This is a genomic window from Hwangdonia seohaensis (assembly GCF_031932625.1).
In the GTDB taxonomy this organism is placed as follows: domain Bacteria; phylum Bacteroidota; class Bacteroidia; order Flavobacteriales; family Flavobacteriaceae; genus Hwangdonia; species Hwangdonia seohaensis.
Map to the genome: position 1 here is coordinate 268,416 of NZ_JAVSCK010000003.1, position 21,755 is coordinate 290,170.

Genomic DNA, 21,755 nt, shown 5'->3' on the forward strand with positions numbered 1-21,755 from the left:
GTGTTTAGTTTTGAGCGGTTTCTACTTTAATATCGGTTCCTAAGCGTTGTAAATAGGCGATAAGGGCTACAATTTCGCGATTTCGCATTTCTACAAAATCTTCGCCACCTGCTGCTTTATCGGCTTCGTAAGTTTCAGCAAAATCGGGGTCCGTATATAGGTTATTCTCAATTTGAGTGCCTTGCTCCAACATAGCCTGTTGTGCGTTGTCTATATCTTCATCTGTATAAGGCACGCCTAAAGTGACCATGGCTTTCATTTTTGTTTCGGTGTTCGATTTGTCAAGTTCATTTCTAACCAACCATTGGTACGCTGGCATTATAGAACCCGATGATGTGCTTTGTGGGTCGTACATGTGGTTTAAGTGCCAGTTATCAGAGTACTTTGCGCCTATGCGGTGTAAATCCGGTCCTGTACGTTTACTGCCCCAAAGGAACGGATGATCGTACACATATTCCCCGGCTTTTGAGTATTCGCCGTAGCGCTCTACTTCACTTCTAAAAGGTCGAATCATTTGTGAATGACAGCCCACACAGCCTTCGCGGATGTAAATGTCGCGTCCTTCTAATTCCAAGGGTGTGTATGGTTGTACGCTGCTTATTGTTGGTATGTTGGATTCTACCATAATGGTTGGCACAATTTGAACTATACCTCCAATTAAAATGGCAATGGTCGCGCCAATAGTTAATTTTATAGGTTTACGCTCTAACCAGGTGTGCCAGCCTTCGCCCGCAGTACGGTGTTTTGATACGTTTTGTAAAGCAGGAGCTTCAGCCAATTCGTCTTCTACTTTGCTACCATTTACAACGGTTGCAATAACGTTGTATATTAGGATTAGCATCCCTGTTAAAAACAAGGTTCCACCAATGGCACGCATCCAATACATAGGCATTATTTCGGTAACGGTTTCTAAAAAGTTTCCGTAGGTTAATGTGCCATCAGGATTAAATTGTTTCCACATACTCGCTTGGGTAAACCCTGCAACATATAGCGGAAGGGCGTACATGATGATTCCTAAAGTGCCAATCCAGAAATGTAAATTTGCCAATCCTATGGAATATAATTTGGTTTTAAACAATCTTGGTACCAAGTAATAAATCATTCCAAAGGTCAAGAATCCATTCCAAGCTAAGGCACCAACGTGTACGTGGGCGATAATCCAATCGGTAAAGTGGCCAATGGCATTTACGTTTTTAAGTGATAACATAGGCCCTTCAAAAGTTGCCATACCATAACCGGTAATTGCTACCACCATAAATTTTAAAACGGGGTCGGTTCGTACTTTATCCCATGCACCGCGTAAGGTTAGCAATCCGTTTATCATACCACCCCAAGATGGCATTAATAGCATGACTGAAAATGCAACGCCCAAGTTTTGAGCCCATTCTGGTAGGGCTGTGTATAAAAGGTGATGTGGTCCAGCCCAGATATAAATAAAGATTAAAGACCAAAAGTGAATGATTGATAATCTATAAGAATATACCGGTCTGTTTGCCGCTTTAGGAACAAAATAATACATCAATCCTAAAAACGGTGTGGTTAAGAAAAATGCCACGGCATTATGTCCGTACCACCATTGTACTAAGGCATCTTGTACACCGGCGTACACCGAGTAGCTTTTCATGGCACTCACAGGTACTGCTAAACTATTAAAAATATGAAGCACCGCAACGGTTACAAAAGTGGCAATATAAAACCAAATAGCAACGTATAAATGGCGTTGTCTTCTTTTAAGAATGGTACCAATTAAATTCCAACCAAAAACCACCCAAATTACAGCAATGGCAATATCAAAAGGCCATTCCAGTTCGGCATATTCTTTTGATGAAGTATAGCCTAAAGGTAGTGTAATTGCAGCGCCAACAATAATAAGTTGCCAGCCCCAAAAGTTAATTTTACTTAAGGCATCGCTAAACATTCGTGCTTTAAGCAAACGCTGTGACGAATAATAAACACCAGCAAAAATAGCATTGCCCACAAAGGCAAAAATAACAGCATTGGTGTGCAAAGGTCTTAAACGACCAAAACTTAACCACGAAATACCGTCGGTTAGATTAGGGAATAAAAACATAAATGCCAGCAGTAAACCTACTAACATCCCCACAACACCCCAGAGCATGGTGGCATATAGGAAATTTTTAACGATTCTGTTATCGTAATGAAACTGTTGTACTTCCATAATAATTAATTGGTCTTTTTAGTTTTTAACGTTGGTTTTGGTTGATTTTTTACAAGCTCATCTTCAAAAAGCATGCGAACGGAAGGTGTGTAGCTGTCATCAAATTGTCCTTTTTTAACCGCATAAATAAATGCCAAAAAAAACACGATAGCAACAACTATGCTAATACTCAATAAAATATATATAACACTCATACCTAATTTGAAGTTACGGAACAAAAATAGTTTTATGCCTTTTTCGAAAACATGACTTTTGTCATGTTTAAGTCATTCTTTTTAATGTTTACCCTTTTTTACATTGATGGTATTTTTATCCTTTATGTAAAAAAACTACTATTTTTTCTAAAAATAATTCTTTTTATCATAAATACAAAAGAATAGGGTTTACATATTTTCTATTCTAATTTTCTGCCTAAAATATTTGTTGCAATGGTTGTAAATACCACAATGCTTATAGAGCTTAAAGGCATTAATATGGCTGCCACTACAGGGGCCAATTGCCCTGTGGTTGCAAAATAAAGCCCAATGATATTGTAAATAAACGATAGCGCAAAGCTCCACTTGATGATCTTTATAGCAGATTTTGAAACCTTTATGTAATTGAATAATTGATTGAATTTTGAAGCATCTAAAATGGCATCGCAAGCCGGTGAAAACACGTTGACATTTTCTGAAATGGCTATACCAACATCACTTTGTGCCAGTGCGCCGGCATCGTTTAATCCGTCGCCAATCATCAACACTTTCGCGCCTTCGGTTTGATGGTATTTTATGTATTCTAATTTATCTTCCGGTTTTTGGTTAAACAACAACTTGGTTTTTGTTGGCAGCAATTTTGTTAAATTATCTTTTTCGCCCGCATTATCGCCAGAAAGAATAACCAAATCGTAATCCTTTTTTAGGGTGTTGAATAATTGCGATAAGCCTTTTCTGTAGGCATTATAAAATGTAAACTTCCCTTTGTATTGGTTATTTGTGCTAACGTGTACCGTGGTGTTTAAGGTTGTTGCATCTGTGGTGTGGCCCACAAAAGGCGCAGAGCCTACTTTAATGTGTTCCTGTTTGTACTGGGCTTGAATGCCTTGGCCTAGGTGCTCTTCAAAAGTATCCAACGATACAATATTGTGTTCGCTTAAAAGATTGTACAACGAGCGGCTTAATGGGTGGTTGGAACCTCGCAACGTGCTTTTTAAAAGGGATTCTTCCGAGGCTGAAAGTGTTTCACCTTCATAATTTATTCTTGTTTCCTTATTTGCCGTTATGGTGCCTGTTTTATCAAAAATGATGGTATTTATTTTTGCCAACTGCTCTATCACACTGGCATTTTTCAGATAGAATTTTTTCTTCCCCAGAATACGTAAAATATTCCCAAAAGTAAAAGGTGCAGATAGTGCGATGGCGCAGGGGCAAGCAATGATTAAAACCGATGTAAAAACGTTTAACGCTTTGCTGGAATCTATAACCAACCAATACGAGGTGGCTACCAAAGCAATTAATAAAATAGTGATTGTAAAACGTTTGCTAATGCGGTTTGTAATGTCTGTAAAAGCCAATGCTTTATCGGTTTTAAAAACATCGTTGCTCCAAAGTTGAGTAAGGTAACTTTGCTCTACCGATTTTAAAACATCAACCTCAATAGTGCCATTAAGTTGTTTGCCACCCGCAAATAGCTTATCGCCAGATTGTTTCGCCACGGTTTTAGATTCGCCAGTAACAAAACTATAATCTATACGGGCGTTTCCTTTAATTAAAATGCAATCTACCGGAATTAGCTCTTCGTTTCTAATAAGTAGGCGGTCGCCTTTTTTAATATCGTATACTTGGGTAGATTCTTCATCACCTTCCGGTGTTATTATTGTAATCCCGATAGGGAAATACGATTTGTAATCGCGCTCAAAAGATAAGAACGAATAGGTTTTTTGCTGAAAAAACTTACCCAATAACATAAAGAAAATAAATCCGGTTAAACTATCAAAAAAACCAGAGCCGATATCGAGGATGATTTCAGCGGAACTTCTTATAAACAATACCGATGCCCCAAGCGCAATGGGCACATCAATATTTAAAATATTTGCGCGTAATCCTTTATATGCCGAAATAAAATAATCTTGTGACGAGTAAAAAATAACGGGCAACGAGAAGGCAAACATGAGCCACCTAAAAAGGTATTTGTATTGTTCCAACCAAAATTCGCCCACCTCAAAATACTCCGGAAACGACAAAAACATGACGTTCCCAAAAGCAAAACCGGCAATACCTAATTTGTAAATAAGCGATCGATCTATTTCTTTTTTGCCTACGCTGTAATCGTCTAAACTTATATAAGGTTCGTAACCAATACTGCTAAGTAATGTAACGAGGTTTTTTAATTTGAAGGTGGTGGAATTGTAAGTGATCCTAACGGATTTTTCTCCAAAATTGACCATGGAAGCGCTTACGGAGGCATTTAATTTGTTCAAGTTTTCGAGAATCCAAATACACGAACTGCAATGAATGTTGGGAACGTACAAGTTAACAACCTGCGTTTCCCCATCATTAAACTCCAGCAATTGCTCGATAATTTTAGGGTTTTCTAAAAAGTTGTATTTGCCCTCAACATCTTTTGGCGTGGTTCCTGGCGCTTGTTGTAAATCGTAATAGCACGTTAAATCGTTTGCAGAGAAAATTTCGTAAACAGTTTTACATCCATTACAGCAAAACGATTTGTCATCATATTTAATTTCAGTAAAAGTCGCCTCTAAACCACAATGAAAACATGTGTTTTTGCCCATTATATTTGCTCATTTATACCTTTTGCAAAACTGTAAAGTTAATGAGAAATTTAATATGATATTTGTCATGTTTTGGTTATTTTTGCTAATCATTTAATTATTTGATATGAGTAAGTGCGAGCAATGTATTATTAAGCAGTTTAATTCTCTTAAAGCATTGACAACCGATGAGTTAATGCGAATTTCGGGTTGTAAAACGTCTATGTTTATTAAAAAAGGAGAAGTGATTTTTGAAGAAGGAGAAATGCTAAATGGCGTGTACTGTGTGAAGGATGGTATTTGTAAACTATCTAAACTAAGTGCCAACGGAAAAGACCAAATTGTAAAAATGGTTGTTAAAGGACAATTGTTGGGACAACGATCGCTTATATCTGATGAAAGCTCTAATTTGCAGGCTGTGGCCTTAAACGATATGGAAGTTTGTTTTATTCCGAAAAGCGAAATCATCAACGATTTAAAGAACAACTCGAAATTTTCGTTTGAAGTGTTAAAAGAAATGGCGAGTGATTTAAAAGAAGCGGATGACGTTATCGTTAATATGGCTCAAAAATCTGTGAGAGAACGATTGGCCGAAGCCTTAATTTATATTCACGATAGTTTTGGCACCAACCCCGATGGCTCGTTAAGCGTTTTGCTTTCCAGAGAAGATTTTGCCAACATTGTTGGTACAGCTACCGAATCTGCCATTCGGGTACTCTCTCAATTTAAAAAAGAAGGTTTGATATCCACTGTAGGCAAACAAATAAAAATCGAGGATATTGAAGCGTTAAAACGCGTAGAATAAAAAAACGCTCTGAAAATTTTCAGAGCGTTTTTGTTTTAGTTTGTTTCTGCTTCAATTTCTTTTGAAGGTATTTCGCCATCAATAGGCTCGTTTTCTTTCTTAAGATACGTATCTAAAAACTTAAGGATTCTGCTGTAAGCTTCAATCTGATTTTCTTTTTTAACAAAACCGTGGCCCTCATCTTCAAATAAAACATATTCTACGGGTACGCCGTTTTTACGAACACCTTCAACAATCTCGTCAGATTCTACTTGTAAAACCCTCGGGTCTTTTGCGCCTTGTAGCACAATTAATGGTTTGGTTACTTTATCGGTGTGGAATAAAGGCGAAATTCTATGTAATCTGATGGAATCTGCTGTATGCGGATTTCCCAATTCTTTATAAAGCGCATCTTTAAACGATTCCCACCACGGCGGAATACTTTTAAGCGTGCGCAACCAGTTTGTTACACCATATATATTAACACCCACGGCAAACTCATCTGGAGTGTAGGTTAATGCAGCCATCGTCATATAACCACCGTACGAACCTCCCATAATGCCAATTTTGCTGGCATCAATTTCCGGTTGGGCGGCTAGCCAATTTTTACCTTCAACACAATCTTGTAAATCTTTTTCACCATGGTTTAAATCGTCCATTTGAAAAAAAGTTTTTCCATAACCACTGCTTCCGCGGTTGTTTACGGCAAGTACAGCATAACCATGATTGACCAAATATTGCGTTAATGAGCTGAAATTTTGTCTGCTTTGGCCACCCGGACCTCCATGAACCAAAACCAAAGCGGGAACCTTATGGTCTGCCGATGCTTGGTGCGGTAAATAATAAATAGCCGGAATTTCTACACCATCAAAAGACTTATATCTTATCACTTTGGCTGTTACCAGATGGTTGGCATCAATGTCTTTGTTAAGGACATCGGTGATTTGATGCAGTTTTTTGGTTTCAAGATTATAGGTAAATAAATTTGACGGACTGTTTGAACCGCCAACATACATGCGCATCATGGTTTCGTCTCTGGAAAAACCGACGCTGGTAATGCTACCGTTTTTAAAATCGGGAAGTTCTAGGTTTTTACCGGTTGACATTTCCTTTATTTCTATGGTATTTTTGGCATCTTCGTTTATAAAGCTCACCATATATTTTTCGTTATGCGTAAAATAGATGCCGTTAATATCCCAAGATTTTTCCAATACTTTTTCTTTTTCACCGGTAGTGATATTGTATTTCATGACATACGAAAACTCCGAGCCATCGTCGGTTGTGTAATAAAGCGTTTCATTATCTAAAGTGAAATCCTGTACGGCATTTGAACTTTGGTTTTCGTTTATTTTCTTTAGCGATTGGTCGGTTCTGTTAAAAATAAAAATATCGCTATCGTTGGTATTTATCGTTTTGCTTAACGCGAATAAATTTTTGTCGCTTGAAATGGCATTGAGATTATAGCCTTCATCATTTTGATAAATTATTTTTGAAGTCATGTTGCCAATATCCATTTCGTAAACATCCATAAAGCGTTTATCTCTTTTGTTAGAGCCGTAAGCAAAACTTTTACCGTCGTGTGCCCATCCGTAAAATAAAGCCCTTGCGCCTTCGTCGGGTGTAAGTTCCGTAATGGTTCCATCGGTATCGCGCATATAAATATGGTAAATTTCATCGCCATTGCCATCGGCTCTGTAAAGCATGCGCTCATCATTTGGGAAATATGAAATGGCAAAAACGGATGAAGAATCCGATGCTGTAATGGGTGTAAACTCACCACCGGTTGTAGGTACGGTGTACATGTTGTAAATACCAGACCGATTGCTGGAAACGAGTAATTTTGAATTGTCCAGAGAAAAACTCCCACCGCCAACAGCTTCGTTATCCATAAACTGTTCTATGGTGTATTGCTTTAAATTTAAAGCAACTTCTTTTGTTTCATTGTCTTTTTTACAGCCAACAAATAAAACTAAAAGGATTAGGCTTAGTAATTTATTCATAACTAATTTAATTTAAATGATTTAGTGGTTTTAAATGGTGATAAGTTAATGATTTCCATTGATTCTTTATAGGTTTTCCAATCGTCATTAAAAAAGGCATTGGTTTTATCCAGACCCTCTTTTAAAGCGTTTTTGGCATGTTCGATTAAGGTATTTTCGGTTGAGGTTAGCCCATTTTGCCTCGACCTCACATAGCCATTTGCCAATCGGATGCGCTGATTAATGTTAACTTCTGGATTGCGCGTAATACCTTGGCGTTTATCTTCTTTCCCTAAATATAAGGCAATTAAATCATCTATTTTTTTTATGATGTCGTTTGAAGCTTTTATTTCATCTTTATATGTTTCTTTATCTAGTTTTTTAAGTTCCGATTGATATTTTTTTGAAACATTTTTGCTTTCAACCAATTGCTTAACGGCATCTGCCATAAGTTGCGACAGACTTTCAACAGATTTGGAAGCCTTGTAAATTTCGTCGATACTGCTTTGGGTTATGTTTAGGCGCGGATCGCTTTTTACAGTAATCATTTCCTCTGAAATTTGATCTCCAAACCGCATCACAATTTTGTAAACACCTGGTTTTACGTCTACACCACCATTTTCGTTATTACCTTTTCTAATGGTTCTCGACGGTCTGTCCGGACCTTTTTCATCCATATTCCAAGTCCATTTATGAATACCGGTTTCTTTCGGTGCTTTTTGTTTTAAAGTCCGGATTAAACGATCGCCATTGTAAATTTTCATGGTTAACGAGTCCCATTTCACTTTAGTTTCGTCTTTTTCATCATTTTCAGTTAAATCATTTTCAGAGGAGTCGTCATCTTCATCTTTTTTATCAGACCCTTCTTTGTCATCAACGGTTACATAATATGACATTTGAGCACCGCTATTTCTGTTTTTCCCATGATAGAGCGCATCGGCACCAAATCGGCTTCCCGTGGGTTGTTGATAAGCAGCTTGATAGGCGATAGGTGGCGAGAAAAGTTCTAACTTTTTAGTTAAAACTTGTTTGTTTTTTGCCATGGATCGCAACGGGCGAATATCATCCAAAACCCAAGCAGCACGACCAAACGTGCCTATAATTAAATCGTGTTCGCGTGGATGGATTACCAAATCTTTTACCGAAACGGTCGGGAAACCTTCGGTCCATTTTGTCCATGTTTCTCCGGCATTAAGTGATAGGTATAAACCATCATCGGTTCCTAAAAACATGAGGTTGGGTTCTTCAATATCTTCAACAATCGATAGTGTATAACTTTTAACATCGTTGGCATCAACAATACGCGACCATGTTTTACCGTAATCTTTGGTGCGGTAAGCATAAGGTGTGTAATTAAAACGCCTGTAATCATTAGCGATTAAAAGCGCTTCGCCTTTGTTTTTGTTTGAAGCTTTTATTTGCGGAATCCAACTTCCTGCGGGCAAACCTTTTATGTTTTTGGTGACTTCGGTATAGCTTTGTCCGCCATTTTGGGTAATGTGTACACGACCATCATCTGTACCAATCCAAAGCATATCTTTTTCAATAGGCGATGGTTCAATCACTAAAATGGTACAGTGGTTTTCGGCACCGGTGGCATCCATGGTCAATCCGCCACTTTCACTCTGTTTTAGTTTTTCAGGGTCGTTGGTGGTTAAATCGTCTGAAATGAGTTTCCACGTTAACCCTTTATCCGTTGATTTGTGAACAAATTGACTCCCGAAGTATAAGGTGTTATTATCAAAAGGGTCTATATTTATGGCCGCATTCCAATTAAATCGAAGTTTTACATCGGCATCGGGATGCGTTGGTTTTACAACGTAATTATTGCCTGTTTGCCAATCGTATCTAATAACATTTCCTTGCTGGTACATCGACCAGCCAAACCGTGAATCTTCTTTATCCGGCACCACATCAAAACCATCGCCAAAACTAATTTCTTGCCAATAGCTGTTGCGAATACCTTGCGCTTTCCACACATAAGCTGGCCCTCTCCACGAACCGTTATCCTGCATGCCACCGTAAACGTTGTACGGTATATCGTTATCTACATTAATATGGTAAAATTGAGCGACCGGCAAATTGCCAATGAAGCGCCACGATTTACCGCCATCCTTTGTAATGTTAAGTCCGCCATCATTCCCATCAATCATAAAATTACCGTTTTTAGGATGAATCCACCACGCGTGATGGTCTGGATGCACGCCATTATCAACATTGTAAGCAGGCATGAGCTGCGTGAAGTTCTTGCCGCCATCTTCTGAAACATTAACGTATGTGTAAATGGAATACACACGATTTTCGTTTTGCGGGTCGACATAAATTTCAGAATAGTAAAACGGACGATCGCCAATATCGTCTTTATCGTTTATTTTTTTCCATTTAAAACCGCCATCTTCACTTTTGTAAAGCGCATTTTTTTTGGCTTCAACCAAAGCGTAAACGATATGGGGTTTGTTTGCGGCTATGGCAATGCCCATACGTCCTAAGTTTCCTTTGGGCAAACCGTCTTCGTCTGTGATTTTTTTCCAAGTTTTTCCGCCATCATGCGTCATGTGCAAGCCAGAACCTTCGCCACCCGAATTAAAAAACCAAGGGTCGCGTTTGTGTTCCCAAAGGGCTGCAATCAATTTATTGGGATTTGTAGGATCCATTACCAAATCTGCAGCACCGGTTTTGTTGTTTGTAAAAAGGATTTTATTCCAAGTTTCGCCGCCATCGGTAGTTTTAAAAACACCGCGTTCGGGATGTTCGCCCCACGGCGAGCCAATTGCGGCAACATAAACCGTATTCGGGTTTGTGGGGTCGATAATAACGCGATGAATATGGCGCGTATTCTCTAAACCCATAGAGGTCCAAGATTTGCCGGCATCGAGCGAACGATAAATGCCATAACCGCCGTTTAGGCTATTTCGCGGGTTTCCCTCACCGGTTCCCACCCAAATTACACTCGGATTGGATTGTTGAATGGCCACAGCCCCAATGGAAGCCGTTACTTCGTTATCAAAAATTGGATTCCAAGTAATGCCGCCGGAAGTTGATTTCCAAAGACCGCCAGAAGCGGTACCAACATACATGATGTCTGGGTTTTTGTGAACCACATCAATGGCGGTAACACGACCGGACATGCCACCAGGACCAATGTTTCTTGGTGCCATGTTTTTAACCAAATCCATGGAGAATTCTTGGGCAGTAAAAATAGTAACGCACAATAGCATCACTACAGTTATGAGTTTTTTCATAATATAGTTAAGTTAGTTAATTGAAGTTTTAAAGTTAAGAAAAACGAACTGTATATGTTTTAAACTTAATTTAGCTCTTTATTTTTTTTATTTGACGGGGTTTGAGCCATAACCAAAAACCACTAAAAGACAGCAATATTAGCGCCAATGAGGTTGCCGACGAGTAAAAAAGTTTTACTGGTTTGGATTGGTTTTTAAACAGGTAATCTAAAATAGAGCCATCATGAATCATCTCGATGATATCTGCTGTCCGTTGTTTTTCAGAAATAATTTGACCCGAGTAGCAGTCTATTTGTAATTCCGTAAAATGATTTTCAAAACGTACTTTGGCTGTGCCTTTATTGGGTCTGTAATCAATTCTGTTGATTTCAGACGATAGATTCGTTTTTTCAATATATGCAACCGCATTGTTTTTAATGACATCTAAAGAAATTAAATCCCGATTATTGGCTATAGATTTTTGGGTGCTGGGTTTAAATTGAAGTTGGTCCTTCCAAGCAAGAAGCAAACCTGTAGCTCCCATTATAAACATAAACACAACAAACGGTACCGCAACAAACCGATGCAGTTTTCGGTAAATTCTAGATTGTTTTGCTAATGTTTTGGTTTTTGCTTTCAAAAAAACAGGAGATTTAAAGCTGCCGAAAATAAGAAATTAAAACACGTTTATTCTTAAAGAGTTGTTAAGAAACTTATTACCAACCGCCTCTATCTTTAATATTTGATTCGCAAAGTCGTATAATTTCTGCTATGCGTTTTTCTCTTGTAGCCTCTCTTTTCGCTTGGTTTAACCAATACAAATACCCCTTTCTGTAAGACGGTGCAAAGTTTTTGTAATGGTTAAACGCTTGTTTGTTTTTATTGAATGCGTTTTGAAGTTCTTTTGGAATCACCTCATTTTCAACATCATCTAAGGCCGTCCATGACCCATTTTGTTTTGCGATTTTAATTATTTCAAGACCGCTTTGATGCATTAAATTTGAAGCTTTCAATTCAATAATATATCTTTTGTTTAAAGCGCTCCACACACTTTTTTGGTTTCGCGGTGTAAAGTATTGCCGCCGTTTTCCGTTGCCCAAACTTTTTACGGTTGAGTCGATCCAACCATAACAAAGTGCCACTTTTACGGCGTCTTCCCACCGCATTGAAGCTTCTTTGTTTTCAACTTTATAAAAAATAAGATATACGCCTTTTACCGTGCTATGGTTTTGGTGTAGCCATTCGCGCCATTCTATATCGGTTTTAAAATAAAGCTCAGGGAGTTCCATGGAGATTAAAGCTTTTTTGCTTCAACGTAAAAATTTCTATTCACAATTAAAGACGGGTTATTAGTCTTTAAAGCCATCGTTTTCCAATCTGCTTTCGGAAACAGCCATTGCGCATCATTTTCCATTTCAACTTGAATGGGCATGTCAAAACCATCAACAATATTGGTCCAACGGTATTTTAGTTCTTTATTTTTAATCTCATATTCTAAAGTGGGGATTTTCGTGGTTCTTAAATACTGATTGAAAAATTCGGTTAAATCGATACCGGTTTCTTTCGATAGAAAGTTTTCTATTTGTTGCGTGGTTACCGTTTGATGGTAAAACGTTACGTTCATTTTACGTAAAATATGACGCCATTTTTCATCATCTTCAATAAGCTGTCGTAAGGTATGCAACACATTGGCGCCTTTGTAATACATATCTGTGCCCGATCCTTTTTTATTTACACCGTAATACTTCCCAATAATGGGTTTGTCGTTAACAATGTTTTTTCGGGTGCCGATAACGTAATCTGCCGAAGCTTCTTTTCCGTAATAATAATCCAGAAACAGGTTTTCTGAATAGGATGTAAAACTTTCGTGAATCCACATATCGGCAACATCTTTATTGGTAATGCTGTTGGCAAACCATTCGTGGCCGGCTTCGTGGATAATGATAAAATCGAATTTTAAACCCCAACCGGTTCCCGATAAATCGTTGCCCAAATACCCTTTTTTGTACTGATTGCCGTAGGTTACAGAGCTTTGGTGCTCCATGCCCAAATACGGCACCTCAACCAGTTTAAAACCATCGGCATAAAACGGATATTGCCCAAACCAATGCTCGAAGACTTCCATCATTTTTGGGGCGTCTTTAAAATGAATTTTGGCTTTTTCAAGATTATCGCGCAATACGTAATAATCCATGTCTAAATTTCCTGCCATGCCATCGTAAACTTCGGAAAAGTTAACGTAATCGCCAATATTCATATTAACACCGTAATTATTGATAGGGTTTTTTACAAACCAATGGAAGGTTTTGGTATCGCCAATGCGCTCAACAAGTCGTAACCTGCCGTTAGACACGTTCATTAAATCTTTTGGTACGTTCACGCTGATGAGCATGCTATCCACTTCATCGTACATGTGGTCTTTATTTGGCCACCAAACACTCGCGCCCAAACCTTGGCAGGATGTGGCTATAAAATGGTTGCCATTAGTATCTTTTTTCCAAGATACACCACCATCCCAAGGCGCACGAATAGCTTCCCTTGGTACGCCTTCGTAATACACGGTTACATTATTAATATCGCCTATGTTTTGATTGTCGATTAGTGTGATAAAATGCGCGTTTCCGTCGTGTTTTATGTTTAAATCTTTTCCGTTTTGAGTAGCTTTTGTGAGTTTTAAAGGCGGTTGCAAATCGATTTGCATCACGGTATGATTCTCCAAAACTTTATATTGAACGGTATTTTTTCCTTTAATGGATTTTTCTTCCGGATTTACTTTTATATCCAAATGATAATAGGTTAAATCCCACCAAGAACGTTCGGGTGTAATGCTTCCGCGTAAGGTATCTTGCCTTGTAAATTGATGTTTTTCTAAAGATATGTCTTGTGCTTCAACTGAAACAAACGGAAATATTAAAAAGATTATTAGTAATCGGAAGCCGTAATTCATGAGTTTAAATTTTGCTTAAAATTAATTAAAAAGAAGTTTAAACGAGTTCAATCTCTAAATATTTTGTTTGGAAAAACCACTGCGCTTTCAAAACCGTTTTCTCCAACGGAAGCGATACCAAAAAAGTAATTGTCAATAACTATCCCATTTAAAGTAAATTCTGAAACATCTCCAACATAGCGACTATGGTCCCAAGTAGGCGATGTGGTATCTCGCCAATAAATTTTATAACCTATGGCGCCATCAACCTTATCCCATTTAAACTTTACCGATGGCTGTACAATACCGCCAATGGCCACATTGTTTGGTTGTGGAGGTGCAGCGGCTAAACTCGCCATATTTATAGCGTTTACCGCAGTTAGTTTTTTGGCATACTCAAAATTAACATGCTCGATGACATCGCCATATTTTATGCCGTTTTCTTCGCGAATATCTTGATGTTGTTGGGTGTAGTTTTCGTGGGCTTCCATAATCCTGATGCCCGCAAAACCCAAGTCGTTAAACGGCCTGTGATGTCCGCCACGACCAAATCGATCCAATCGGTACACCATCATCGGGTTCATTTCCGGCATATAGGTTTTTGTGGTTTTATGGATGTATCGAGCCAATTGGCGTGAAATGCCATCGACTTCGCCACCGTAAAAACGACGTGCATTTCTTTCACGTTCGGTTTCGGTTGGAGGCGTAGGCTCGGAGAAAATTCTAAAGGTTCTATTGTCAATTACGCCATCAACGCCTTTGATGTTTCCAATCATATCGTTGTTTAAAACGCCAATAATATCCCAACCTTTTTCTTTCGCGTATTTTGCCAATCCAGCACCGCCAAAAAGCCCTTGTTCTTCGCCCGAAAGCCCAACATAAACAATACTGTTCTCAAATTTGTAATGTGATAAAACCCGAGCCGCTTCAATGGTGCCTGCCATACCAGAGGCATTGTCGTTTGCTCCGGGCGCATCGGTTGTAAAATCCATCGTGTCGCTGGCACGCGAATCAATATCACCACTCATAATAACATAGCGATTGGGGTATTTTGTGCCTTTTTGGACAGCCACAACATTAACCACCCAAGCATCGTGAGGCACGCGACGGTTTCCTTTTTTGGTTACAAAATCTTTTTGATAAAAAACCTCTAAACAATGGTTGCAATCTTTTGAAATGGATTCGAATTCAGATTTAATCCAACGTCTTGCTGCACCAATACCACGTGTTTCGGAAAGGGTGTCGCTAAAGGTGTTTCGTGTACCAAAATCGACTAGGGTTTGGATATCTTTTTGAATGCGGTCTGCCGATACCGCATCAATAATGTCATAGATTTTTTGATGGGTTTGCGAAATGGAAGTAATGGTTAAAAAGCAAAACCCAAATGTGATTAGAACTTTCATATTAGTCTTTGGTGTAAATTAATTTTATAGGTGGTTATTGAATAAATGTTACTCTATATATTTTCTCGTTTTTAACCTCGTAAATGGCAATAGCGTAAAAAATATTACCGTTGGCTGTAACTTTTTCTTTATCAATTATTTTGTTGCCCAATACCATTCTGTTTACAATTTCGGCATTTAAATCGGAGGTTTTTGCAAACATCGATCCGTACTGTTTTTTAATCGCATCTTGTCCTTCTGAAATTAATTGGTTGGGGAATTTGTACAGTTTTATATCGGTTGAATAGGTGTTGACAAAAGCATCGATATCCCGTTTGTTGTAGGCTTCCAATTGTTTGTTTACTATGGCTTCCGGATTTGAGGTTGTTTTTGCGTTATTGATAAAGGTCATCGATTTTATACCTTCTTTTCCGGTTTTGTAAATGGTAACATGCCTGTTGGTTGCATGGTTTACAGTGCTTAATTCTTCATCGATTACGATGTTGTTTAACACCATGCGGTTAAGCACTTTTACATTTGATTTCTTGTTTTTTTGAAAGAAATGGGCATAGTTTTCCTTTAATTTATCGCGCCCAAAATACATGGTGTCATTAGGAAATCGGCTTACTAAAACACCGTTGTCGAAAGCGTTACCAAATTCATCTAAATCTCTATTGTTAAAAGGCTCAATGTGTTTTTGAACCATGTTTTCAGATAGCTTTTCACTCAGTGATTTTGTATGGGTTTGCGAATAACCCGAAAGGGATAAAATGAATAAAATAAACAGATTTAGTTTCATTGCAAGTTGATTGATGTTCTAAAGATAGTAAAATAAAAAAACGCTCAAGAAAATTAATTCTTAAGCGCTTTTCTCATTTGAGTTAGTCACACAATGTTTTTAGAATACTAAAAACAATATTTATTTTCAGTCTTTACTTTTTCAGCTATTTCGTTACGTAAATCTACGATATCCGGATAGTTCTGGTATTTTGTAAAGCGTTTAAGACCCATTAAAAGCATACGTTGTTCGTCACCTTCGGCAAACGAAATGATGCTTTCTTTTCCTTTTTCTTCAATAATGTCAACCGCATGATACAAATATAATTTAGACATGGCGATTTGAACAGATTGCGCTTCTTCGCCAAAGCGCTTTGCGTTTTTCTCTGTTCTTAAAATTGCAGATTCAGCCATATAAATTTCAATCAATATATCGGCGGCGGCGATTAATAATTGTTGGTGGTCTTCTAATTGCGGACCGTATTTTTGTACCGCTCCACCAGCAACCATTAAGAATGTTTTCTTAAGCTTTTTAATCATTTCTTTTTCTTCTGAAAACAACTCGGAATAATCCGGTGTTTCAAACGATGGTATGCCCATCAATTCTTCTTGTACGGCTTGCGCTGGCCCAAGCAAATCTACGTGTCCTTTCATGGCTTTTTTAACCAACATACCTACTGAAAGCATTCTGTTAATTTCGTTGGTGCCTTCGTAAATACGGGCGATACGGGCATCTCTCCAAGCAGCTTCCATTGGGGTTTCTTCTGAGAATCCCATGCCTCCAAAAATTTGAATGCCTTCATCTGCTGCATTTTGAACATCTTCGGAAACGGCAACTTTTAGTATGGAACATTCAATAGCGTATTCTTCAACACCCTTAAGCTCTGCTTCTTGATGTGTGTTTCCGGCCGATACTCGCAAAGCAATGCGGTCCTCAATATTTTTTGCGGCGCGATAAGTTGCCGATTCACCAGCATAGGCACTGGTGGCCATTTCAGCTAATTTTACTTTAATGGCACCAAACTCCGAAATAGGTGTTTTAAACTGTTTGCGTTCGTTGGCGTACTGAACAGCTGTTGTTAAGATTCTGCGTTGCGAATCCAAGCAAGCGCCTGCCAATTTTATACGGCCAACATTTAGGGCATTCATCGCTATTTTAAAGCCTTCACCACGACCGGCGAGCATGTTTTCAACAGGTACAACCGTATCGTTGAAGAATACCTGACGCGTAGATGAGGCACGAATACCTAATTTATGTTCTTCTTCGCCCATGGTAATGCCGTTGCTCGCATCATTTTCTACAATAAAACCTGTTATGTTTTTATCGTTTTCTATACGCGCAAAAACAATCATTAAGCTACAAAATCCGGCGTTTGAAATCCACATTTTTTGTCCGTTGATTTTATAACTTTTACCATCTTCGGATAGGGTTGCTGTGGTTTTACCGGAATTGGCATCACTACCGGCTCCGGGTTCGGTTAAACAATAAGCGCCAAACCATTCTCCCGTAGCTAATTTAGGTACGTATTTTTGTTTTTGCTCCTCGGTGCCATAAAGCGTGATTGGCATGGTGCCAATACCAGTATGCGCTCCAAATGCGGTGCTAAAAGAACCTGTGCCACTAGAGATATAATCGCAAACCAATAGGGTGGATACAAAGCCCATTTCCAAGCCACCGTAAGCTTCGGGAACGGCAACACCCAGAAAACCGAGTTCTCCGGCCTTACGCATAACCTCTTCGGTTAAAGCAAAATCTTTTGCTTCAAAGCGTGGTTTGTGAGGAATAATTTCGCGGTCGTTAAATTCCATAACCGCTTCTTTCATCATGTTTTGTTCTTCCGAAAAATCTTCTGGCGTAAATACGTCTTCGCAGTTAGTTTCTTTTACTAGGAATTGTCCGCCTCTTAATAGGTCTTTTTCTTTTGCTTCCATTGTTATTTTTAGATTCTAGACAGCTAGACATTAGATTCTAGACTGTGTGTTGTTGTTATAATATGTTTAATTAGTCTAGATTCTAGACTCTATTCGTCTATATTCTTAATTCAAAAATTCAAATATCCCACAAGCACCTTGACCGGTACCAACGCACATGGTTACAGCTCCGTATTTGCCTGACATGTTTCGTTTACGCATCTCATCAAAAAGCTGTACCGAGAGTTTTGCGCCTGTGCATCCAAGCGGGTGACCAAGTGCAATGGCACCACCGTTTACGTTAATGATATCCGGGTTTAAGTTTAACTCACGAATAACGGCTATAGATTGTGAAGCAAAGGCTTCGTTTAGTTCTATAAGTGCTAAATCGTCTTGTTTTAAACCAGCTAATTTCAATGCTTTTGGAATGGCTTTTACGGGACCAATTCCCATAATCCGTGGTTCCACACCTGCAGCGGCATAATTAACAAGTCTTGCTATGGGCTCAAGATTTAATTCCTTTACCATGTCTTCGCTCATAATCATTACAAATGCAGCACCATCACTCATTTGTGACGAATTTCCAGCTGTAACACTTCCGCCTTGTGCAAATACAGGTCGTAATTTTGCCAATGCTTCAAGATTGGTTCCTTTTCGTGGTCCTTCGTCTTTGGTAACCGTGTAAGATTTCGTGGCTTTTTTACCATTTTCGTCTATATAGGTTTGCTCTACTTCAATAGGAACAATTTGGTCTTGAAAACGATCTTCGGCTTGCGCTCTTAAGGCTTTCATGTGTGAATTATATGCAAACTCATCTTGATCTTCACGAGACACCTTAAACTGATTGGCAACAGCTTCGGCCGTGTTTCCCATGCCCCAGTAATAATCTTCATGACCCGCTTTTACGGTATCGTAATTTAATTCCGGTTTAAAGCCTGTCATCGGAACAGCACTCATACTTTCTGCGCCACCTGCGATAATACAATCGGCCATACCAGCTTGAATTTTTGCGGTTGCAATACCAATAGTTTCAATGCCTGAAGCACAAAAACGATTTACTGTTACACCAGGAACATCCACACTATCTAATCCAATTAATGAGATAAATCGAGCCATGTTTAAACCTTGCGAACCTTCTGGCATCGCGTTACCAACAATAACATCGTCGATACGTTTTGTATCGAAATCCGGTAGCTCTTTCATCATGTGCTGAATGGTTTCAGCAGCTAATTCGTCTGTTCTTTTAAAACGGAACACGCCTTTTGGTGCTTTGCCCACGGCGGTTCTGTATGCTTTTACTATATATGCTTGTTTCATAATAAGCCCCTACTAGCTTCCCCAAAAGGGAAGAAATTTTTACGGGTATTTTTATTTGTTATTCATTATTTTTCGAGCGCTATATCTCCTTCCCTTTGGGAAGGTTTGGATGGGCTTCTAATTTCTCAATGGTTTTCCTTTAGTTAACATGTGTTGAATCCTTTCCAAAGTTTTACGTTCAGTACATAAACTTAAAAAGGCTTCTCGTTCTAAATCCAAAAGGTATTGTTCGCTAACCAAAGTAGGTTCGGATAAATCGCCACCAGCCATAACGTAGGCCAATTTATTAGCGATTTTTTTATCGTGTTCGCTAATGTAATTACTGTCTTCCATGGCATCGGTTCCCACTAAAAACATACCTAAAGCCTGTTTACCAAGTACTTTAACGTCAGTGCGTTTTACAGGCTGGGTGTAACCCATGTCTGCCATTAATTTCGCATGTTGTTTGGCAACCGCAATTTGGCGGTCTTTATTAACAACTACGATATCTTTTCCTTTTTGAAGAATGCCCAAATCGAAAGCTTCGTAAGCCGAAGTTGCCACTTTAGCCATACCAATAGTTAAGAAATATTCTTGTAACACATTTAATTGCACATCGCCTTTTCTAAAAGTGTCTTGGGCCCTTAAAGCCATTTCTTTTGAGCCACCACCACCAGGGATGACACCAACTCCAAACTCAACCAATCCGATGTAAGTTTCGGCGGCAGCAACCACTTTATCGGCGTGCATCGATAACTCACAGCCGCCACCAAGTGCCATGCCATGAGGCGCGGCAACGGTTGGAATGGCAGAATAACGCATACGCATCATGGTGTCTTGGAAATATTTTATAGCCATGTTTAACTCGTCATATTCTTGTTCGGCAGCCATCATGAAAATCATGCCAATGTTTGCACCAACTGAGAAATTTGCAGCTTGATTACCAACTACCAATCCCGCAAAATCTTTTTCGGCTAAATCAATCGCTTTATTTAAACCGGCTAAAACATCGCCTCCAATGGTATTCATTTTCGATTGGAATTCTACATTTAAAATGCCGTCGCCCAAATCTTCAATAACAACGCCTGAGTTTTTAAAGACTTCATTCGATTTTCTGATGTTATCCAAAATAATAAATGCATCCTGACCAGGAATTTTTTCATGAGATCGCTTAGGAATATCATAGGCATAGGTTGCACCATTTTTTACTGTATAGAAAGAGGTGCACCCAGCGGCTAACATATTGTTAACCCATGTGTTGGGTTCAAGTCCTTCGGCTTTCATTAATTCAATGCCTTTTTCCAAACCAATGGCATCCCAAATTTGGAATGGACCATGTTCCCAGCCAAAACCAGCTTTCATGGCATCGTCGATTTTGTATAAATCATCCGTTATTTCTGGAATTCTATTTGAAACGTAAGCGAATAATGCAGCAAAACTTTTACGGTAAAATTCGCCTGCTTTATCTTTTCCTTTTACTAGAATTTTAAAACGGTCAACAACCTTGTCTACGGTTTTAGTTAATTCTAAAGTGGCAAATTTTGCGCGTTTGGCTGAACGATATTCTAAGGTATTCAAATCTAGTGATAGAATCTCTGAAGATCCATCGTCTTTTCTTACTTTTTTATAAAAACCTTGTCCGGTTTTGCTTCCTAACCATTTGTTTTCCACCATTTTGTTGATGAAATCTGGCAATTCAAATAACTCTAAACGCTCATCTTTCGGACAGTTTTCCCTAATGCCGTTGGCCACATGAACCAAAGTGTCCAATCCCACAACATCAACAGTTCTGAAGGTTGCCGATTTTGGACGACCAATTACCGGCCCCGATAATTTATCGACTTCTTCAATAGTTAAATCTAAATCCTTAACAGCGTGAAATAGACTTTGAATACTGAAAATCCCGATTCGATTCCCAATAAATGCCGGCGTATCTTTAGCGATTACCGAAGTTTTTCCTAAGAATTGCTCTCCATAACCATTCAAGAATTCTAGCACAGACGCATCTGTTTTAGGCCCTGGTATGATCTCAAATAGTTTCAGGTAACGCGCAGGGTTAAAAAAGTGTGTTCCACAGAAATGCTTCTGGAAATCTTCACTTCGCCCTTCGCTCATGAACTTTATTGGAATTCCAGAGGTGTTCGAAGTAATTAACGTACCTGGAGTTCTGTGTTTTTCAAGCTTTTCGAAAACCTGTTGCTTAATATCCAAACGCTCAACAACCACCTCCATAATCCAATCTACATTTGCAACTTTAGCAATGTCGTCTTCAAGGTTTCCCGTGGTAATTCGATTTTTAAAAGAAGGATGGTAAAGCGGTGCAGGTTTCGATTTTATTGAAGCCGCCAAGGCATCGTTAACTAATCGGTTTCTAACAATTTTATCCTCCAAAGTTAAGCCTTTGGCTTTTTCGATATCGGTAAGTTCTCTTGGAATAATGTCTAATAATAAAACATCAACGCCAATATTGGCAAAATGACAAGCGATACCGCTTCCCATAATACCTGAACCTATAATGGCTATTTTTTTTATTCTACGTTTGCTCATGGTG

General features: G+C 38.7%; 14 protein-coding genes. 1 reads left to right on the forward strand and 13 read right to left on the reverse strand.

Annotated elements, in window-relative coordinates:
* Positions 1–4 precede the first annotated feature (4 nt).
* The 3 genes from ccoN to RNZ47_RS10325 all read right to left on the reverse strand — a co-directional run bounded on the left by ccoN (position 5) and on the right by RNZ47_RS10325 (position 4,949).
* A complete protein-coding gene (ccoN, locus tag RNZ47_RS10315; protein WP_311939641.1) occupies positions 5–2,179 on the reverse strand; it encodes a cytochrome-c oxidase, cbb3-type subunit I in 2,175 nt (724 codons plus the stop codon).
* Positions 2,180–2,184: 5 nt separating this feature from the next.
* The gene (ccoS, locus tag RNZ47_RS10320; RefSeq protein ID WP_311939642.1) at positions 2,185–2,373 is read right to left on the reverse strand and encodes a cbb3-type cytochrome oxidase assembly protein CcoS; all 189 of its coding nucleotides are present in this window, start codon (positions 2,371–2,373) and stop codon (positions 2,185–2,187) included.
* A 200-nt stretch (positions 2,374–2,573) separates the two neighbouring features.
* Positions 2,574–4,949: a heavy metal translocating P-type ATPase gene (locus RNZ47_RS10325; RefSeq protein WP_311939644.1), complete on the reverse strand. Its 2,376-nt coding sequence runs from the start codon at positions 4,947–4,949 to the stop codon at positions 2,574–2,576.
* 106 nt (positions 4,950–5,055) lie between these two features.
* Here RNZ47_RS10325 and RNZ47_RS10330 point away from each other — a divergent pair, with 106 nt between their 5' ends.
* A complete protein-coding gene (locus RNZ47_RS10330) occupies positions 5,056–5,733 on the forward strand; it encodes a Crp/Fnr family transcriptional regulator (protein ID WP_311939646.1) in 678 nt (225 codons plus the stop codon).
* 35 nt (positions 5,734–5,768) lie between these two features.
* On the opposite strand, the gene RNZ47_RS10335 is transcribed toward RNZ47_RS10330, so the two are convergent.
* The 10 genes from RNZ47_RS10335 to RNZ47_RS10380 form a co-directional block, all read right to left on the reverse strand.
* Positions 5,769–7,712 (reverse strand): S9 family peptidase, encoded by a 1,944-nt coding sequence (locus tag RNZ47_RS10335; protein WP_311939648.1) that lies wholly within the window; start codon positions 7,710–7,712, stop codon positions 5,769–5,771.
* Between the two features lie 2 nt (positions 7,713–7,714).
* Complete coding sequence (locus RNZ47_RS10340) at positions 7,715–10,933, reverse strand: WD40/YVTN/BNR-like repeat-containing protein (protein WP_311939651.1); 3,219 nt, start codon at positions 10,931–10,933, stop codon at positions 7,715–7,717.
* 70 nt (positions 10,934–11,003) lie between these two features.
* Positions 11,004–11,552, reverse strand: a complete 549-nt coding sequence (locus tag RNZ47_RS10345; protein ID WP_311939653.1) for a PepSY domain-containing protein — start codon at positions 11,550–11,552, stop codon at positions 11,004–11,006.
* 76 nt (positions 11,553–11,628) lie between these two features.
* The gene (locus tag RNZ47_RS10350; RefSeq protein WP_311939655.1) at positions 11,629–12,201 is read right to left on the reverse strand and encodes a YdeI/OmpD-associated family protein; all 573 of its coding nucleotides are present in this window, start codon (positions 12,199–12,201) and stop codon (positions 11,629–11,631) included.
* A gap of 5 nt (positions 12,202–12,206) precedes the next feature.
* Positions 12,207–13,859 (reverse strand): M1 family metallopeptidase, encoded by a 1,653-nt coding sequence (locus RNZ47_RS10355; RefSeq protein ID WP_311939658.1) that lies wholly within the window; start codon positions 13,857–13,859, stop codon positions 12,207–12,209.
* Positions 13,860–13,906: 47 nt separating this feature from the next.
* Entirely contained in the window at positions 13,907–15,241 is a 1,335-nt protein-coding gene (locus RNZ47_RS10360) for a M28 family peptidase (protein ID WP_311939660.1), read from the reverse strand.
* A 34-nt stretch (positions 15,242–15,275) separates the two neighbouring features.
* A complete protein-coding gene (locus RNZ47_RS10365; RefSeq protein ID WP_311939662.1) occupies positions 15,276–16,019 on the reverse strand; it encodes a nuclear transport factor 2 family protein in 744 nt (247 codons plus the stop codon).
* A 107-nt stretch (positions 16,020–16,126) separates the two neighbouring features.
* Positions 16,127–17,929 carry an acyl-CoA dehydrogenase FadE gene (locus RNZ47_RS10370; RefSeq protein WP_311939664.1) on the reverse strand — a complete coding sequence of 601 codons (1,803 nt, stop codon included), beginning with the start codon at positions 17,927–17,929 and terminating at the stop codon, positions 16,127–16,129.
* A 105-nt stretch (positions 17,930–18,034) separates the two neighbouring features.
* Positions 18,035–19,225 carry an acetyl-CoA C-acyltransferase gene (locus RNZ47_RS10375; RefSeq protein WP_311939667.1) on the reverse strand — a complete coding sequence of 397 codons (1,191 nt, stop codon included), beginning with the start codon at positions 19,223–19,225 and terminating at the stop codon, positions 18,035–18,037.
* A 117-nt stretch (positions 19,226–19,342) separates the two neighbouring features.
* Entirely contained in the window at positions 19,343–21,751 is a 2,409-nt protein-coding gene (locus RNZ47_RS10380) for a 3-hydroxyacyl-CoA dehydrogenase/enoyl-CoA hydratase family protein (RefSeq protein ID WP_311939669.1), read from the reverse strand.
* Positions 21,752–21,755: the final 4 nt, after the last annotated feature.

Coding starts and splice junctions, on each gene's coding strand:
- RNZ47_RS10380 (WP_311939669.1), bottom strand. CDS start 21,751: ATGAGCAAACGTAGAATAAAAAAAATAGCCATTATAGGTTCAGGTATT.
- RNZ47_RS10365 (WP_311939662.1), bottom strand. CDS start 16,019: ATGAAACTAAATCTGTTTATTTTATTCATTTTATCCCTTTCGGGTTAT.
- RNZ47_RS10335 (WP_311939648.1), bottom strand. CDS start 7,712: ATGAATAAATTACTAAGCCTAATCCTTTTAGTTTTATTTGTTGGCTGT.
- RNZ47_RS10355 (WP_311939658.1), bottom strand. CDS start 13,859: ATGAATTACGGCTTCCGATTACTAATAATCTTTTTAATATTTCCGTTT.
- RNZ47_RS10325 (WP_311939644.1), bottom strand. CDS start 4,949: ATGGGCAAAAACACATGTTTTCATTGTGGTTTAGAGGCGACTTTTACT.
- RNZ47_RS10375 (WP_311939667.1), bottom strand. CDS start 19,225: ATGAAACAAGCATATATAGTAAAAGCATACAGAACCGCCGTGGGCAAA.
- RNZ47_RS10330 (WP_311939646.1), top strand. CDS start 5,056: ATGAGTAAGTGCGAGCAATGTATTATTAAGCAGTTTAATTCTCTTAAA.
- RNZ47_RS10350 (WP_311939655.1), bottom strand. CDS start 12,201: ATGGAACTCCCTGAGCTTTATTTTAAAACCGATATAGAATGGCGCGAA.
- RNZ47_RS10370 (WP_311939664.1), bottom strand. CDS start 17,929: ATGGAAGCAAAAGAAAAAGACCTATTAAGAGGCGGACAATTCCTAGTA.
- RNZ47_RS10340 (WP_311939651.1), bottom strand. CDS start 10,933: ATGAAAAAACTCATAACTGTAGTGATGCTATTGTGCGTTACTATTTTT.
- ccoS (WP_311939642.1), bottom strand. CDS start 2,373: ATGAGTGTTATATATATTTTATTGAGTATTAGCATAGTTGTTGCTATC.
- ccoN (WP_311939641.1), bottom strand. CDS start 2,179: ATGGAAGTACAACAGTTTCATTACGATAACAGAATCGTTAAAAATTTC.
- RNZ47_RS10360 (WP_311939660.1), bottom strand. CDS start 15,241: ATGAAAGTTCTAATCACATTTGGGTTTTGCTTTTTAACCATTACTTCC.